The organism is Mycobacterium sp. M26 (assembly GCF_001494595.1).
Classification (GTDB): Bacteria; Actinomycetota; Actinomycetes; order Mycobacteriales; family Mycobacteriaceae; genus Mycobacterium.
On the sequence record NZ_LN929908.1, the window covers coordinates 3,645,353 to 3,659,683 of the forward strand.

The 14,331-nt window shown below is 67.5% G+C and carries 18 protein-coding genes; 17 read left to right on the top strand and 1 reads right to left on the bottom strand.

Annotation, left to right across the window (positions count from 1 at the left end):
- Window positions 1-30: 30 nt before the first annotated feature.
- Window positions 31-633 (top strand): TetR/AcrR family transcriptional regulator, encoded by a 603-nt coding sequence (locus tag BN3385_RS26810; RefSeq protein ID WP_082690670.1) that lies wholly within the window; start codon window positions 31-33, stop codon window positions 631-633.
- A 57-nt stretch (window positions 634-690) separates the two neighbouring features.
- Here the strand turns inward: BN3385_RS26810 and BN3385_RS26815 are convergent, their stop codons facing one another.
- Window positions 691-1,674: an esterase family protein gene (locus BN3385_RS26815; protein ID WP_059021577.1), complete on the bottom strand. Its 984-nt coding sequence runs from the start codon at window positions 1,672-1,674 to the stop codon at window positions 691-693.
- A 192-nt stretch (window positions 1,675-1,866) separates the two neighbouring features.
- Here BN3385_RS26815 and BN3385_RS26820 point away from each other — a divergent pair, with 192 nt between their 5' ends.
- From BN3385_RS26820 to nuoD, 16 genes are all read left to right on the top strand, one after another.
- Window positions 1,867-2,982 (top strand): homogentisate 1,2-dioxygenase, encoded by a 1,116-nt coding sequence (locus BN3385_RS26820; protein ID WP_059021578.1) that lies wholly within the window; start codon window positions 1,867-1,869, stop codon window positions 2,980-2,982.
- On the top strand, window positions 2,982-4,166 hold the full coding sequence (locus BN3385_RS26825) for an alpha/beta hydrolase (protein ID WP_059021580.1): 1,185 nt from the start codon (window positions 2,982-2,984) through the stop codon (window positions 4,164-4,166). Before BN3385_RS26820 ends, BN3385_RS26825 begins: the two co-directional genes overlap by 1 nt.
- A gap of 3 nt (window positions 4,167-4,169) precedes the next feature.
- Window positions 4,170-5,408: a CaiB/BaiF CoA transferase family protein gene (locus BN3385_RS26830; protein ID WP_059022450.1), complete on the top strand. Its 1,239-nt coding sequence runs from the start codon at window positions 4,170-4,172 to the stop codon at window positions 5,406-5,408.
- Window positions 5,405-6,310 (top strand): hydroxymethylglutaryl-CoA lyase, encoded by a 906-nt coding sequence (locus tag BN3385_RS26835; RefSeq protein ID WP_059021582.1) that lies wholly within the window; start codon window positions 5,405-5,407, stop codon window positions 6,308-6,310. The genes BN3385_RS26830 and BN3385_RS26835 overlap by 4 nt, the downstream gene beginning before the upstream one ends.
- A 2-nt stretch (window positions 6,311-6,312) precedes the next feature.
- Window positions 6,313-6,678: an RNA-binding S4 domain-containing protein gene (locus BN3385_RS26840; RefSeq protein ID WP_059021585.1), complete on the top strand. Its 366-nt coding sequence runs from the start codon at window positions 6,313-6,315 to the stop codon at window positions 6,676-6,678.
- The gene (locus BN3385_RS26845; RefSeq protein WP_231748831.1) at window positions 6,675-7,322 is read left to right on the top strand and encodes a TetR/AcrR family transcriptional regulator; all 648 of its coding nucleotides are present in this window, start codon (window positions 6,675-6,677) and stop codon (window positions 7,320-7,322) included. Before BN3385_RS26840 ends, BN3385_RS26845 begins: the two co-directional genes overlap by 4 nt.
- A 19-nt stretch (window positions 7,323-7,341) precedes the next feature.
- Window positions 7,342-8,586: an acyl-CoA dehydrogenase family protein gene (locus BN3385_RS26850; protein WP_059021588.1), complete on the top strand. Its 1,245-nt coding sequence runs from the start codon at window positions 7,342-7,344 to the stop codon at window positions 8,584-8,586.
- A 1-nt stretch (window position 8,587) separates the two neighbouring features.
- Window positions 8,588-9,559: a phosphotransferase family protein gene (locus BN3385_RS26855; RefSeq protein WP_059021590.1), complete on the top strand. Its 972-nt coding sequence runs from the start codon at window positions 8,588-8,590 to the stop codon at window positions 9,557-9,559.
- Complete coding sequence (locus BN3385_RS29150) at window positions 9,556-9,909, top strand: DUF6285 domain-containing protein (RefSeq protein ID WP_059021593.1); 354 nt, start codon at window positions 9,556-9,558, stop codon at window positions 9,907-9,909. The genes BN3385_RS26855 and BN3385_RS29150 overlap by 4 nt, the downstream gene beginning before the upstream one ends.
- Window positions 9,906-10,286: a nuclear transport factor 2 family protein gene (locus BN3385_RS26865; protein WP_059021595.1), complete on the top strand. Its 381-nt coding sequence runs from the start codon at window positions 9,906-9,908 to the stop codon at window positions 10,284-10,286. The genes BN3385_RS29150 and BN3385_RS26865 overlap by 4 nt, the downstream gene beginning before the upstream one ends.
- 16 nt (window positions 10,287-10,302) lie before the next feature.
- Window positions 10,303-10,830, top strand: coding sequence for a YceI family protein (locus BN3385_RS26870; protein WP_059021597.1), 528 nt, complete (start codon window positions 10,303-10,305; stop codon window positions 10,828-10,830).
- 41 nt (window positions 10,831-10,871) lie between these two features.
- On the top strand, window positions 10,872-11,276 hold the full coding sequence (locus tag BN3385_RS26875; protein WP_059021599.1) for an Rv3143 family two-component system response regulator: 405 nt from the start codon (window positions 10,872-10,874) through the stop codon (window positions 11,274-11,276).
- A 163-nt stretch (window positions 11,277-11,439) separates the two neighbouring features.
- Window positions 11,440-11,799, top strand: coding sequence for an NADH-quinone oxidoreductase subunit A (locus BN3385_RS26880; protein ID WP_059021601.1), 360 nt, complete (start codon window positions 11,440-11,442; stop codon window positions 11,797-11,799).
- Window positions 11,790-12,344, top strand: a complete 555-nt coding sequence (locus tag BN3385_RS26885; protein WP_059021603.1) for a NuoB/complex I 20 kDa subunit family protein — start codon at window positions 11,790-11,792, stop codon at window positions 12,342-12,344. Before BN3385_RS26880 ends, BN3385_RS26885 begins: the two co-directional genes overlap by 10 nt.
- Window positions 12,341-13,021, top strand: a complete 681-nt coding sequence (locus tag BN3385_RS26890; RefSeq protein ID WP_059021605.1) for an NADH-quinone oxidoreductase subunit C — start codon at window positions 12,341-12,343, stop codon at window positions 13,019-13,021. Before BN3385_RS26885 ends, BN3385_RS26890 begins: the two co-directional genes overlap by 4 nt.
- Window positions 13,021-14,331 carry an NADH dehydrogenase (quinone) subunit D gene (nuoD, locus tag BN3385_RS26895; RefSeq protein ID WP_059021608.1) on the top strand — a complete coding sequence of 437 codons (1,311 nt, stop codon included), beginning with the start codon at window positions 13,021-13,023 and terminating at the stop codon, window positions 14,329-14,331. The genes BN3385_RS26890 and nuoD overlap by 1 nt, the downstream gene beginning before the upstream one ends.

The following is a 14,331-nucleotide window of genomic DNA, read 5'->3' on the forward strand; positions in this document are numbered from 1 at the left end:
TCAGCCGACGGCAAGGGGTTAGGGCGAATCGTGGTCAACACCGGGAGCGCGGCGCAGACGGTGGCGCAACCGCCCACCGAAGGTCGCGACGCCGTGCTCGACATCGTCGTCGACATCCTGGAAACCGACGGCTACGAGGCGGTGCAGCTGCGCGAGGTCGCCCGGCGTTCGCGCGCGTCACTGGCCACGATCTACAAGCGTTATCCCAACCGGGACAGCCTGATCCTGGCCGCCCTGGAGTCGTGGATGGACGAGAACCGCTACGCCGGCCTGGCCGATCAGCGGGTCGAACCGTCGGAGTCGCTGCACGACGGCCTGATGCGGGTGTTCCGCACGATCTTCGAACCCTGGGAACGCCACCCCGCGATGCTCAAGGCGTTCTTCCGGGCCCGTACGGCTCCGGGGGGTGAACGCCTGCTGCACCGCGGTCTCGACGTCGTCATCCCGACCGCCATGCGGGTGCTCGACGGCGTCGACCCCGGCTTCATCGACGATCTCGACGCGATCGTCAGCAGCCTGGTTCACGGGCTCACCGGACGCTTCGCCGCTGACGAGATTGCGATCACCGACATCCTGCCGACCATCGAGCGCACGGTCTACTGGCTGACCGCCGGGTACCAGGCAGGCGCCTGAGCCAGAAATGCGGAACGGGCCGCCGGCTATGCCGACGGCCCGTTCCGTTGAGTTATCTCAGGCGGCGCCGAGAACGCGCTGCAGATCCGGCTTCATGGCCTGCAGTTCACGACCCCAGTACGCCCAGTTGTGCGTGCCGTTGTCCGGGAAGTTGAACACACCGTTGGTGCCACCGGCCGCGAGGTAGTTGTCGCGGAAGGTGATGTTCGTCCGGATGGTCAGGCTCTCGAGGAACGTGGCCGGGACGTCGCCGCCACCGAGCTCGTTCGGCTTGCCGTTACCGCAGTAGATCCAGATGCGGGTGCCGTTGGCGACGATCTTGGGGATCTGGACCATCGGGTCGTTGCGCTGCCAGGCGTTGTTCGGATCGCCGGTGGGCAGCCACATGTCGTCGGCCTTGAAGCCGCCGGCGTCACCCATCGAGATGTTGATCAGGAACGGCCACCAGCCCTCGGAGGGGTTCAGGAAGCCCGACATCGAACCCGCGTAGACGAACTGCTCGGGGTGGTACACCGACAGGATCAGCGAGGCCGAGCCCGCCATCGACAGGCCGATCGCGGCGCTGCCGGTCGGCTTGACGTTCCGGTTCGCGGCCAGCCACTGGGGCAGCTCGCTGGTCAGGAAGGTCTCCCACTTGTAGGTCTGGCAACCGGTCTTGCTGCACGCCGGCCGGTACCAGTCGGCGTAGAAGCTGGACTGTCCGCCCACGGGCATCACGATGGACAGGCCCGAATCCAGGTACCACTCGAAGGCCTGGGTGTTGATGTCCCAGCCGTTGAAGTCATCCTGGGCACGAAGACCGTCCAGCAGGTAGACGGCCGGAGAGTTGGCGCCACCGCTCTGGAACTGGATCTTGATGTCGTGGCCCATCCCAGCGGACGGAACCATCAGGTACTCCACCGGCAGACCGGGGCGCGAGAACGCTCCCGCCGTTGCCGATCCGCCCACCAGGCCGATCAGACCCGGAAGAGTCGACGCCACCACGGCGGCGATTGCGAATCGGCGCGGCCATCCGCGCACCTTGTCGAACAGGGATTTCACCAATCCACCCCAGCTTTCTATGACCCCGCTTGATCGGACTGCAGTGACGAGTAAAACACGTCGTCGGGAAGCTGTGAAAGTCCGCGGCGTGGCGCATTCGCGTTTCGGCTCTTGTCAGCGCGTCAAACGAAAACTAATGTCACTTTTAGTTTTCGGTACGCCCACACCCCCTCGCCCACCTCGGGAGATTCCATGGAATCGTTCACCCACCTGCGCAAAGGTAAGACTCCGCGCCGGGTTCACGCCGACCTCGACGGCCTCAAAGACGACGAATTGGGTCGGGGCGGTTTTACCGGACGGACGGCCAACATTTATCGGCGTAACGATCCCACTGCATTTCGCGCCGTAGGCCCGTTACGACCTGTGGATGTGCTGGCAAGTGAGCTCAAACCGAGCGACGCCACCGATGCCGCGGGCACCCCACTGCTGTTGTTCTCCAATAACGACTGCCGCATCTTCCTCAGCCGTCGCAGTGAGGCCATGCCGTTTCACGTCCGCTATATCGACGGCGATCTGCTCTGCTTCGTCCACCAGGGTTCGGGGCGGCTGGAGACCGAGTTCGGGCCGCTGACCTATCGGACCGGGGACTGGATCTACATCCCCAAAGCGTGTACCTGGCGGCAATCTCCAGAGTCGGAAAGCACCTGGCTGATGATCGAGGCCACCGACGAGTTCCGGGTTCCCCCGGCCGGCCCGCTGGGCCGGCACTGGCCGTTCGACCCGTCCCAGGCCGTCATCCCCGAACCGGAGGTCCTCGAGGTGAATCCGGCCGGCGACGGCCGCGACAGCTATGAGGTGCGGCTCTATCACCGTCCCGTCGATGACGTGCAGACCACGACGCTGACCTATCCGCACCACCCGATCGACGTGGAGGGGTGGCGCGGTGACAACTACGCCTTCACCTTCAACATCGAGGACTACAACGTCATCACCTCCGATAGCGTCCACCTGCCGCCGATGGTGCACCTCTTCATGGAGGCCACCGGGGTCTACGTCTGCAACTTCCTGCCCAAGCCGGCCGAGAGCGTCCCGGGCACCGAGCGCACCCCCTGGTATCACCGCAACGTCGACTTCGACGAGATCGCCTTCTTCCACGGCGGCTCTCTCTACGGCATCCCGATGCCACCCGGGCTGATCAGCCACGCCCCGCAGGGTGTGCACCACGGCGCCCCGGAGAAAGCCCGCGAGCGTGCCCGCCGCAAGTTCGACGACTACAGCAGCGTCGACTGGCAGGTGATCGCCATCGACACCCGGCAGCGGCTGGTGCCGTCGGCCGAGGTGCTGGCCAACGATTTGGGGCAGCACTGATGGTGACGCCGGTGAAGCGGGCCTACGAGCGCATCCCGTATCTGATTGCCTACCAGAATGATTCAGGCGTCCGCGACGTCTACGGCGGGGTTGCCGAGCTGGTGGTCCTGGAAAGTTACCTGCTCAAGCCGACCACCCCGAGCGATACGGTGCTGGTGTTCATGCATCCGATCGGCGGCGGGGCCTACCTGCCGATGATCAACGCGCTGGCCCGGGCCGGCCACCACGTCATCTACTGCAACAGCCGGTTCCGCGGCACCGACTCCGCACTACTGATGGAGAAGGTGGTCCAGGATCTCGGCGAGGCCATCAAGGACGCCAAGAACCGGCTGGGTTACCAGAAGGTGGTGCTGGCCGGCTGGAGCGGCGGCGGGTCGCTGTCGCTGTTCTACCAACAGCAGGCCCAGAAGCCGACGATCACCGCCAGCCCGTCGGGAGACGGCCCAGACCTCACCACGCTGGGCCTGATCCCCGCCGACGGCATCATGCTGCTGGCCGCCCACATCAGCCGCCACGGCACGCTGACCGAATGGCTGGACGCCTCGATCCTCGACGAGTCCGACCCGAGCAAGCGCGATCCCGAACTCGACCTCTACAACCCGGACAATCCCAACCAGCCGCCCTACACCCCGGAATTCCTCGAGCGCTACCGGCAGGCCCAGGTGGAGCGCAACCGCCGAATCACCGCGTGGGTCAAGGCCAAGCTGGCCGAGCTGAAGGCCGCCGGGCGCTCGGATGAGGAGTTCGGCTTCGTGGTCCACGGCACGATGGCCGACCCGCGGTGGCTGGATCCGACCGTCGACCCCAACGATCGCACCCCCGGCACCTGCTATCTGGGCGAGCCTGCCGTGGTGAACATGAGTCCGGTCGGTCTGGCGCGGTTCTGCTCGCTGCGTAGCTGGCTATCCCAGTGGAGCTATGACGACGCCAACGGCGACGGCGTGGAATGCGGGCACGACATCGCGGTCCCGGCATTGGTGATCGGCAATCTCGCCGACGACGCCTGCACACCGAGTCACACCCGGCGGCTGTTCGAGGCGATCGGGCATCCGGACAAGGAGATGTACGAGATCGAGGGTGCCAACCACTACTACTCCGGACCCGACCAGCGTGAGACGCTGGCCAGGGCAGTCGGCGTGGTGACCGACTGGTTGGTGCGGCACGATTTCGCAAAGGCGGACTAGGTGATACCTGAGCGCAGGAAGAAGGACCGGAACACCACCCCACCGAAAGGCGCGCTCGACGGCATCCGGGTGATCGAGGTCGGGACGCTGATCTCGGGCCCGTTCGCCGGCCGGTTGCTCGGTGACATGGGCGCCGACGTCATCAAGATCGAGCCGCCCGGCTCCCCCGATCCGCTGCGCACCTGGGGCCAGGCCGAGGTCGACGGCCATCACTTCTTCTGGACCGTGCACGCCCGCAACAAGAGGGCCGTCACCCTCAACCTGCGTGAGCCCCGCGGCCGGGATCTGTTCCTGCGCCTCGTGGAACGCTCCGACATCATCGTGGAGAACTTCCGGCCCGGCACCCTGGAGAAGTGGGGGCTCGGGTATGACGTTCTGCGCCAACACAATAAGGGCATCATCCTGGTGCGGGTCTCCGGCTACGGGCAGACCGGTCCGGATGCCAACAAGGCGGGGTACGCCTCGGTGGCCGAAGCGGCCAGCGGCCTGCGCCACATGAACGGCTTCCCCGGCGGGCCGCCGCCGCGGCTGGCCCTCTCGCTGGGCGACAGCCTGGCCGGGATGTTCGCCGTGCAGGGTGCGCTCGCCGCGCTGTACCGCCGCACCGTCACCGGAGAGGGCCAGGTGGTCGACACCGCGCTCACCGAAGCCTGCCTGGCCGTCCAGGAGTCGACGATTCCGGACTACGACATGGGTGGGATCGTGCGGGGACCGTCGGGCACCCGGCTGGAAGGTATTGCGCCGTCGAACATCTACCGCAGCGCCGACGGCAGCTGGGTGGTGATCGCAGCCAACCAGGACACCGTGTTCCGCAGGTTGTGCGCGGCGATGGGACAGCCGGAGCTGGCCACCGACAGCCGCTTCGTCGACCACGTCGCACGCGGCCGCAACCAGGACGAGCTGGACACGATCATCGGCGACTGGGCCGCCCAGCGCCAACCCGACGACATCATCGAGACCCTGAGCGACGCCGGCGTCATCAGCGGACCGATCAACACCGTCGCCGAGGTGGTGCGCGATCCGCAACTGCAGGCCCGCGGCATGCTGGTCGAGCACTACGACGAGGGTATCGGCCGAAATGTGTTGGGCCCCGGCGTCATTCCGGTGCTTTCGGAAACCCCGGGCGGGGTGCGCAACGCCGGATCGGCCAAACCCGGCCAACACAACGGCGAGGTGTACGGGGACCTGCTGGGGCTGAAGGCCGCCGAGATCGCCGACCTGGAGTTCCAGGGGGTGCTGTGAGCGAGCTGCCGTCGCACGTCACGATCCGGGAGGTCGCGCTGCGCGACGGCCTGCAGATCGAGGCGCCGATTCCGTTGAGCGCCAAGCTGGATCTGCTCGCTGCGATCGCGGCCACCGGTGTCCGGGAGGTGGAGGCCACCGCCTTCGTATCCCCCTCCAAGGTGCCTGCCCTGGCGGATGCTCCCGAGCTGGCCGCCCGGCTGTCAGACTACCCCGACATCGACTTCTCCGCCCTGGTGGCCAGCCCGAACGGCGCCACGCGGGCCATCGCGGCGGGTCTGCGTTCACTGGAATACGTCGTGTCGGCAGCCGACGGGCACAGCCGCGCCAACGTCGGGCGGACCAGCGCGGAGGCCACCGCGCAGATCGCCGACATCGTCGCGATCGCGCGCGATTCCGGGGTCACGGTGGAGGTCATCATCGCGACTGCCTGGGACTGCCCGTTCGACGGACCGACGCCGCCCCAGCGGGTGCTCGACATCGTCGACGCCGCAGTCGAATACGGGGCCGACCGGCTGGCCATCGCCGACACCATCGGCACCACCACGCCCGGCCGGGTCACCGCGCTGGTGAACCAGGTCCGGCCACGCATCGGCGACCTGCCGCTGGGAGCGCACTTCCACAACACCCGCGGGGCCGGGCTGGCCAGCGCGTACGCCGCCGTCGCCGCCGGGGTGACCCGGCTGGATTCCTCGGTCGGGGGCCTCGGTGGCTGCCCGTTCGCACCCGGCGCCAGCGGCAACATCGCCACCGAAGACCTCACCTATCTGCTCCGCGACAGCGGCATCGGCACTGACGTCGACCTGCAGGCGGCCATCGCGGCGGCCCGGGTCGCCCAGGACGCCGTCGGCCACGACCTGCCCAGCGCGCTGCTGCGGGCCGGTGACCGGATCCTGGCGTGAGCATGGACTCGACCCGGGTGGATCGCTGGCTGTGGTCGGTCCGGCTGGCCAAGACCCGCCCGGACGCCGCGGCCGCGTGTCGCGGTGGGCATGTCCGGGTCAACGACCGGCTGGCCAAGCCGTCGACGATGGTGTCTGCCGGCGACGAGGTTCGCGCTCTGATCGGCAGCACCACGCGGATCGTCGTGGTGGCGCGCGTGATTCAGAAGCGGGTTGGCGCGGCTGACGCAGTGACCTGCTACCTGGACCGGACACCGGCGCCGCCGCCGGCGTCGGCCGTTCCGGTGGCCGCCCGTGACCGCGGCGCCGGCCGGCCGACCAAGCGCGAGCGCAGAGTTCTGGACAAATGGCGCGCGAGCCTGCGGTGACAGAACCGACTGCAGGCGGGGCGTCGCCCACCCCGCGAACACTGAGCAGCAAGGGCCGCCAGACCCAGCAGGCCATTGAGCACGCGGCCCGGAAGTTGTTCGCCGAACGCGGTTTCCACGGCACGACGCTGTCCGACATCACCTCGGCGGCGGGCAAGTCCCCGGCCGTGTTCTACCGCTACTTCGACGACAAGGAAGACCTGCTGGCCGCGCTGGCCGAGGAGTTCCTGCGGGATGTGGTGCTGCCGTCCGGCATGCGGGTCCATCTGCCGGAGTCACCGCAGGACGACGGTTTCTTCGTCACCGCGGTGCGGACGTACTGGGAGATGTTCAAACAGAACATCGGGATCATGGTGGGCGTGGACCAACTCGCCGCCACCGAGCAGCGGTTCGCCGCGCTGCAGAACCAGTTCCGCCAGTTCGGTATCGACATCGTCGCGGCCTCGGTGCGCCGCGCCCAGGAGCAGGGCCACGCCACGACACTGAACGCCGAACACACCGCGCTGGCGATCGCGCTGCTCTTCGAACAGTTCACCACCGTCTGTATGCGCCCCGACACCTCAGGTCTGGGCCTGCGGCTCTCGGATGCCGAGGCCATCACCACCCTGTCCACCATTTGGAAGAAGACCGTGTACGGCTTCTGACGAGAGCAAGGAGATCACTGTGGATTTCGAACTGCCCGAACACCTTCCGCCACTGCTGGCCGAGATGGACGCGTTCATCGAAGCCGAGATCAAGCCGCTCGAACGCGAGCACATGCAGTACTTCGATCAGCGCCGCGAGTTCGCCCGCACCGATATCGACAACGGCGGTATCCCGCGGCGGGAGTGGGAGGACCTGCTCGACGAGATGCGCCGCCGCGCCGATGCCGCGGGCTGGTTGCGGTACGGCCTGCCCTCGAAGTTCGGTGGCCGCGACGGCAGCAACCTCGACATGGCGGTGATCCGGGAACACCTGGCGCACAAGGGCCTCGGGCTGCATAACGACCTGCAGGACGAGTCGTCCATCGTCGGCAACTTCCCCCAGGTCATCATGATGGACCGGTTCGGCACCGACGAGCAGAAGAAGGACTGGATCGAGGCGATGCTGACCGGCAAGCGCTCGATGGCCTTCGGCCTGACGGAGCCCGCGCACGGCTCCGACGCGACCTGGCTGGAGACCCGGGCCGAGCGCGACGGGGACGACTGGGTGATCAACGGCACCAAGCGCTGGAACACCGGCGTGCACCGGGCCACCCACGATCTGGTGTTCGCCCGCACCTCCGGGGACGCCGGGCAGGCCCGCGGCATCACCGCGTTCCTGGTGCCCTGCGACGCCAAGGGCTTCGAGGTGCCGTTCTACTGGTGGACCTTCAACATGCCCAGCGACCACGCCGAGGTCGAGCTGCGCGATGTGCGGGTGCCCGCCGACGCCGTCCTCGGACCGATCGACCACGGTCTGGAGGTGGCCCAGACCTTCCTGCACGAGAACAGGATTCGGCAGGCAGCCAGCAGTCTGGGTGCGGCGCAGTACTGCATCGACCGGGCGGTCGAGTACGCCGGGCAGCGGGTCACCTTCGGTAAGCCGCTGTCGGTGAACCAGGCCATCCAGTGGCCGCTGGTGGAACTGCAGACCGAGGCGCAGATGGTGCGGCTGCTGGTCCGCTACGCCGCGTGGGAACTGGACCGCAACCACCATCTGGAGGTTTCCGACAAGGTGTCGATGGCCAACTACCGGGCCAACCGGCTGGTCTGCGAGGCGGCCGACCGGGCCATGCAGGTGCACGGCGGGATCGGCTACAGCCGCCACGAGCCCTTCGAGCACATCTACCGGCATCACCGTCGCTACCGGATTACCGAAGGGGCCGAGGAGATTCAGATGCGCCGGGTGGCCCAACGCATGTTCAAGTTCGGCAAGCCGGCCCGCTGACGTGACAGCAGAACAACTCGCCGCCGACCTCGCCGCCGTCCTGCGCCCGCAGTTGGGTGAGGCCACCGAGGTGGTCAACCTGCGGGCGCTCACCGGCGGAGCCAGCCGTACGACGTGGGCGTTCGACGCGCAGACCGGATCGCAGCGCCGCGCCCTGATCCTGCGCACCGGACCACCCGATGATGTACACGCGGGCATGGAACTGGAAGCCGCCGTACAAACCGCGGCGGCCGAGACCGGAGCACCCGTCCCCCACGTGCTCGTCGCCTCCGATTCGACTGCGGCGCTGGGCAATCCGTTTCTGATCTGTGACGAGATCGCCGGCGAGACCATCGTGCGACGGATCCAGCGCACCCTCGACGACGACGGCCGGCGCGCCCTGTTGCAGCAGTGCGCGTCCGCGCTGGCCGCCATCCACCGGGCCCGCACCGACGCGCCGGGCCTGGCCGAGCAGGAACAGCTCGGCGAATGGCACCAGCGGCTCGACGAGATGGGCGACACCACCGCCACATTCGAATGGGCGTTCCGCTGGCTGGCCGCCAACCGCCCAGCGCCCTCCCCCGCCGTCCTGGTGCACGGCGATTTCCGGATGGGCAACCTCATCGTCGACGGGTCGACCCTGGCCGCGGTACTGGACTGGGAGCTGGTGCACATCGGCGAGATCTACGAGGACCTGGCCTGGTTCTGCATCCGCGCCTGGCGGTTCGGCGCCCCGGCACGCCTGGCCGCCGGGGGCCTGGGCAGCATCGAGGAGTTCGTCACCGCCTACGAAGCGGCCGGCGGTGCCACCGTCGACCGGGCGGCGCTGCGCTGGTGGCTGGTGCTGGCGACGCTGCGCTGGGGTGTGATCTGCCGGTTCCAGGCCGAACGGCACCTGTCCGGACAAAGCCGCTCGGTGGAGCTGGCCGCGATCGGCAGGCGCGTCTGCGAAACGGAATGGGACGTTCTCGACCTTCTGGAGGGGGTGTCATGAGCGGGCTCAACGGGCGGCCCACCGCCGCCGAACTCGTCGCCGCCGTCGCGGAATTCCTCGAAGGCGACGTCCGCGCCAACACCAGCGGCTCGGTTAATTTCCATGCCCTGGTGGCCGCCAACGTGCTGCGCACCGTGGAGCGGGAACTTCTCGACGAGTCCGCCGGTGAACCCCTGGCAGCGCTGGCCGCACTCGGTTTCGACGACGAGGAGGCGCTGGCCGCCGCCATCCGCTCCGGTGACCTCGACGGACGCGCCGGCGAGGTGGTGCCGTGCCTGCGGGCACTCGTCCGCCACCGGTTGTCCATCGCCCATCCCGGCTATGACCGGCCCGAAGCAGGAGTGTCATGACCGAAACCCAGATCCTCGACGTCGCCGACCGGTTGTTCGCGGCGATCGAACAGGGCGATATCGCCGCGCTGACAGCGATGTGGGCTGACGACGTCCTGGTGTGGCGTCAGGGCGGCGGGCGGGAACGTGACAAGCCCCGCGCACTCGGTGTCATCGAGTGGTTCGTCGGCGCCACCACGGCACGCCGCTACGAGGTGCTGGACCGTCAGGTGTTCGACGGCGGGTTCGTCCAGCAGCACATCCTGCACGCCACCACCGGCGCGGGTGCAGAGGTGGCGCTGCGGGTGTGTCTCGTGGTCAAGTTGGACCAGCACGGCCTGATCCGGCGCATCGACGAGTACCTCGATCCCGCCGAACTGGCCCCATTGTTGGGATGATTCGCATGGAGGCGACATGACCGGCCTGCAATCGGTGACCGAGTCTCCGGGCACCTGGACGCTGGATCCCGCGCGGTCCTCGCTGCGGTTCGTCAATAAGACCCTGTGGGGTCTGGTGCCGGTGAAGGGCGAATTCACCGACGTGAGCGGACAGGGTGACGTCGCCGCGAACGGCGCGGTGTCCGGGTACGTCGAGGCTCGGGTGGCGTCGCTGCGCACAGGTATCGGCAAACGTGACGAACACCTTCGGGCCGCCGACTTCTTCGACGCCGACGCGCATCCCACCGTGCGCGTAGTCGTCACCGGCGCCGAGCCGACGGGTGCCACGACCGCCGACCTGCGCGCCGAGATCACGGTGCGCGGTACCACCCGGCCGCTGCCGTTGGCCGCCACCGTTGAACGCCTCGACGAGGCCACGGTCCGGGTGAGTACGCAGACCAGCATCGACCGGACCAGCTTCGGTGTCGGCGGCAATCCGCTGGGCATGTTGCCGACCACCACCAAGCTGGCGGCCGATCTCGTGTTCACCAAAGCCGGCGGCTAAACCGCAGACCGGGCAGGGGTTTTCGCAGTAGCATCGGCGGCGTGTCTGGCTCCGGCGCACAGCCCATCCACATTCTGGTGTACAGCAGCAATGCCCGCACCCGCGAACAGGTGCGCCTGGCGCTGGGCAAGCGGGTGCACCCGGAGTTGCCGGAGCTCACCTACACCGATGTGGCCACCGGGCCGATGGTTGTGCAGCTGATGGACCGCGGCGGGTTCGACCTCGTCATCCTCGACGGGGAAGCCTCCCCCGTCGGCGGGCTGGGCATCGCCAAGCAACTCAAGGACGAGCTCGACCACTGCCCTCCGGTGCTGGTGCTGACCGGTCGTCCCGATGACGCCTGGCTGGCCAATTGGTCGCGGGCTGAAGCGGCGGTGCCGCACCCGATCGACCCGATCCGGCTCGGCGAAGCGGTTGTGGGGCTGCTGCGGGCTCCGGTCCAGTAGCCCCGAACGCCAATTTAACTGTCGCCCTTGCCCTCTCACATCGCGCGGGGCTGCGTCCAGTTCTTGAAGTCATCCTAACGAAAACGTGTAGACCCACGTCACAAGATCGCTACGCTGTGTCTTAGCTCACATCGACAGCCCAAGCGAGGAGTGGCACAGCGGTATGAGTCTTTACACACCCATCCTGGTGCTGGGAGCCATTGCGGCGGGGTTCGCGGTGGTGTCTGTGGTCATCGCCCTGGTGATCGGTCCGCGGCGGTTCAACCGCGCCAAGCTCGAGGCTTACGAGTGCGGTATCGAGCCGGTGGCCGGCGAGACGATCGGCCAGCGCTTCCCCATCAAGTACTACCTGACGGCGATGTTGTTCATCGTCTTCGACATCGAGATCGTCTTCCTCTACCCGTGGGCGGTGGCCTTCGACCAGTTGGGCACCTTCGCGCTGGTGGAGATGCTGATCTTCATGGCGACGGTGTTCGTGGCCTACGGGTATGTGTGGCGGCGGGGCGGGCTGGAATGGGACTAGAGGAGCAACTGCCCGGCGGCATCCTGCTGTCGACGGTGGAGAAGGTGGCCGGGTTCGTCCGCAAGGGGTCGTTGTGGCCGGCGACGTTCGGCCTGGCCTGCTGTGCGATCGAGATGATGGCGACGGCCGGGCCGCGCTTCGATATCGCCCGGTTCGGGATGGAGCGGTTCTCGGCCACCCCGCGGCAGGCGGATCTGATGATCGTGGCGGGGCGGGTGAGCCAGAAGATGGCGCCGGTGCTGCGGCAGGTGTACGACCAGATGGCCGAACCGAAGTGGGTGCTGGCCATGGGGGTCTGCGCCTCCAGTGGCGGCATGTTCAACAACTACGCGGTGGTCCAGGGCGTTGATCACATCGTCCCGGTGGACATCTACCTGCCGGGCTGCCCGCCGCGGCCGGAGATGCTGCTGCACGCCATCCTGACGTTGCACGCCAAGATCGCCGAGATGCCGTTAGGTGTGCACCGCGAGGAGGTGGTGGCCGCCGCGGAGCAGGCCGCGCTGTCGGCCAAGCCGACCATCGAACTCAAGGGCCTGCTGCGGTGAGCGAGAACGACCAGGAGACACCTGGAGACGTCATCGGCGTGCGCCGGGGCATGTTCGGGATCAACGGCAGCGGTGACACCTCCGGCTACGGCCGCCTGGTGCGGGAGGTCGCCCTGCCGGGCAGCACACCCCGGCCCTACGGCGGGTACTTCGACGAGGTCGTCGACCGGCTGGCCGAGGTTCTCGGTGCCGAGACGTTCACCGCCGCCGTCCTGCGTGTCGTGGTGTTCCGCGAGCAGCTGACGCTCGACGTCGCCCGCGAGCATCTCGTTGCGGTGGCGGCGGCACTCCGGGACGACGCGGCACTGCGATTCGAACTGTGTTGCGGCGTCTCGGGTGTGCACTATCCGGAGGACGCCGGCCGGGAGTTGCACGCCTTCTATCCGCTGGTGTCGATCACGCACAACCGCCGGGTACATCTGGAGGTGGCGTGTCCGGACGCCGATCCTCATATCCCCTCGCTGTTTTCGGTGTACCCGACCTGCGACTGGCACGAGCGCGAAACCTACGACTTCTTCGGGATCGTGTTCGACGGCCATCCCGGCCTGACACGCATCGAGATGCCCGACGACTGGGTGGGCCACCCGCAGCGCAAGGACTATCCGCTGGGCGGAATTCCGGTGGAGTACCACGGCGCCCAGATTCCCCCTCCGGATGAACGCAGGTCGTATCACTGATGAGTACACATATCGACGATGAGGACGGTGTGGTCGTCCTGGGTGGTCAGGACTGGGACGAGTTGGTGGCCGCCGCCCGCGCAGGCGAGGCCGGCGAGCGGATCGTGGTCAACATGGGTCCCCAGCACCCGTCGACGCACGGGGTGTTGCGACTGATCCTGGAGATCGAGGGCGAGACCGTCACCGAAGCCCGCTGCGGCATCGGCTATCTGCACACCGGGATCGAGAAGAACCTGGAGTACCGCACCTGGACCCAGGGTGTGACGTTCGTGACCCGGATGGACTACCTGTCGCCGTTCTTCAACGAGACCGCGTATTGCCTTGGTGTGGAACGTCTTCTGGGGATCACCGACGACATCCCGGAGCGCGCCTCGGTGATCCGGGTGATGTTGATGGAACTCAACCGGATCTCCAGCCACCTGGTGGCCCTGGCCACCGGCGGGATGGAACTGGGCGCGATGTCGCCGATGTTCTTCGGCTTCCGCGACCGCGACCTGATCCTGTCGTTCTTCGAAGCCGTGACCGGGCTGCGGATGAACAACGCCTACATCCGGCCCGGCGGGGTGGCCGCTGATCTGCCCGAGGACACCGAGGCCCGCCTGGGTGAACTGCTGGCTGTGCTGCCCGGCCATCTCGACGAACTGGGTGCGCTGCTCACCGAGAGCTACATCTGGAAGGCCCGCACCCAGGGCATCGGCTATCTGGATCTGACCGGCTGCATGGCGCTGGGCATCACCGGGCCGGTGCTGCGCTCCACCGGTCTGCCGCACGATCTGCGCAAGTCCCAACCGTATTGCGGGTATGAGACCTACGACTTCGACGTCATCACCGACACCGGGGCGGATTGCTACGGGCGCTATCTGATCCGGGTCAAGGAGATGTACGAGTCGGTGAAGATCGTGCGCCAGTGCCTGGAACGGCTCGAGCCGGGACCGGTGATGATCACCGACAAGAAGCTGGCCTGGCCGGCGGATCTGAAGCTGGGTCCCGACGGTCTGGGCAACTCCCCTGAGCACGTCGCCAAGATCATGGGCACCTCGATGGAGGGGCTGATCCACCACTTCAAGCTCGTCACCGAAGGATTCCGGGTACCGGCCGGCCAGGTCTACATCGCCGTGGAGTCCCCGCGCGGCGAGCTCGGGGTACACATGGTCTCCGACGGCGGAACCCGGCCCTACCGGGTGCACTACCGGGACCCGTCGTTCACGAATCTGCAAGCGGTGGCGGCGATGTGCGAAGGCGGCATGGTCGCCGACGTGATCGCCTCGGTGGCCTCGATCGACCCCGTGATGGGAGGCGTAGACAGGTGA

What these genes read in the sequence shown, in the direction of transcription:
- BN3385_RS26820 (WP_059021578.1), top strand. Translation starts at nt 1,867, where the DNA reads ATGGAATCGTTCACCCACCTGCGCAAAGGTAAGACTCCGCGCCGGGTT.
- BN3385_RS26865 (WP_059021595.1), top strand. Translation starts at nt 9,906, where the DNA reads ATGACCGAAACCCAGATCCTCGACGTCGCCGACCGGTTGTTCGCGGCG.
- BN3385_RS26825 (WP_059021580.1), top strand. Translation starts at nt 2,982, where the DNA reads ATGGTGACGCCGGTGAAGCGGGCCTACGAGCGCATCCCGTATCTGATT.
- BN3385_RS26885 (WP_059021603.1), top strand. Translation starts at nt 11,790, where the DNA reads ATGGGACTAGAGGAGCAACTGCCCGGCGGCATCCTGCTGTCGACGGTG.
- BN3385_RS26840 (WP_059021585.1), top strand. Translation starts at nt 6,313, where the DNA reads ATGGACTCGACCCGGGTGGATCGCTGGCTGTGGTCGGTCCGGCTGGCC.
- BN3385_RS26870 (WP_059021597.1), top strand. Translation starts at nt 10,303, where the DNA reads ATGACCGGCCTGCAATCGGTGACCGAGTCTCCGGGCACCTGGACGCTG.
- BN3385_RS29150 (WP_059021593.1), top strand. Translation starts at nt 9,556, where the DNA reads ATGAGCGGGCTCAACGGGCGGCCCACCGCCGCCGAACTCGTCGCCGCC.
- nuoD (WP_059021608.1), top strand. Translation starts at nt 13,021, where the DNA reads ATGAGTACACATATCGACGATGAGGACGGTGTGGTCGTCCTGGGTGGT.
- BN3385_RS26880 (WP_059021601.1), top strand. Translation starts at nt 11,440, where the DNA reads ATGAGTCTTTACACACCCATCCTGGTGCTGGGAGCCATTGCGGCGGGG.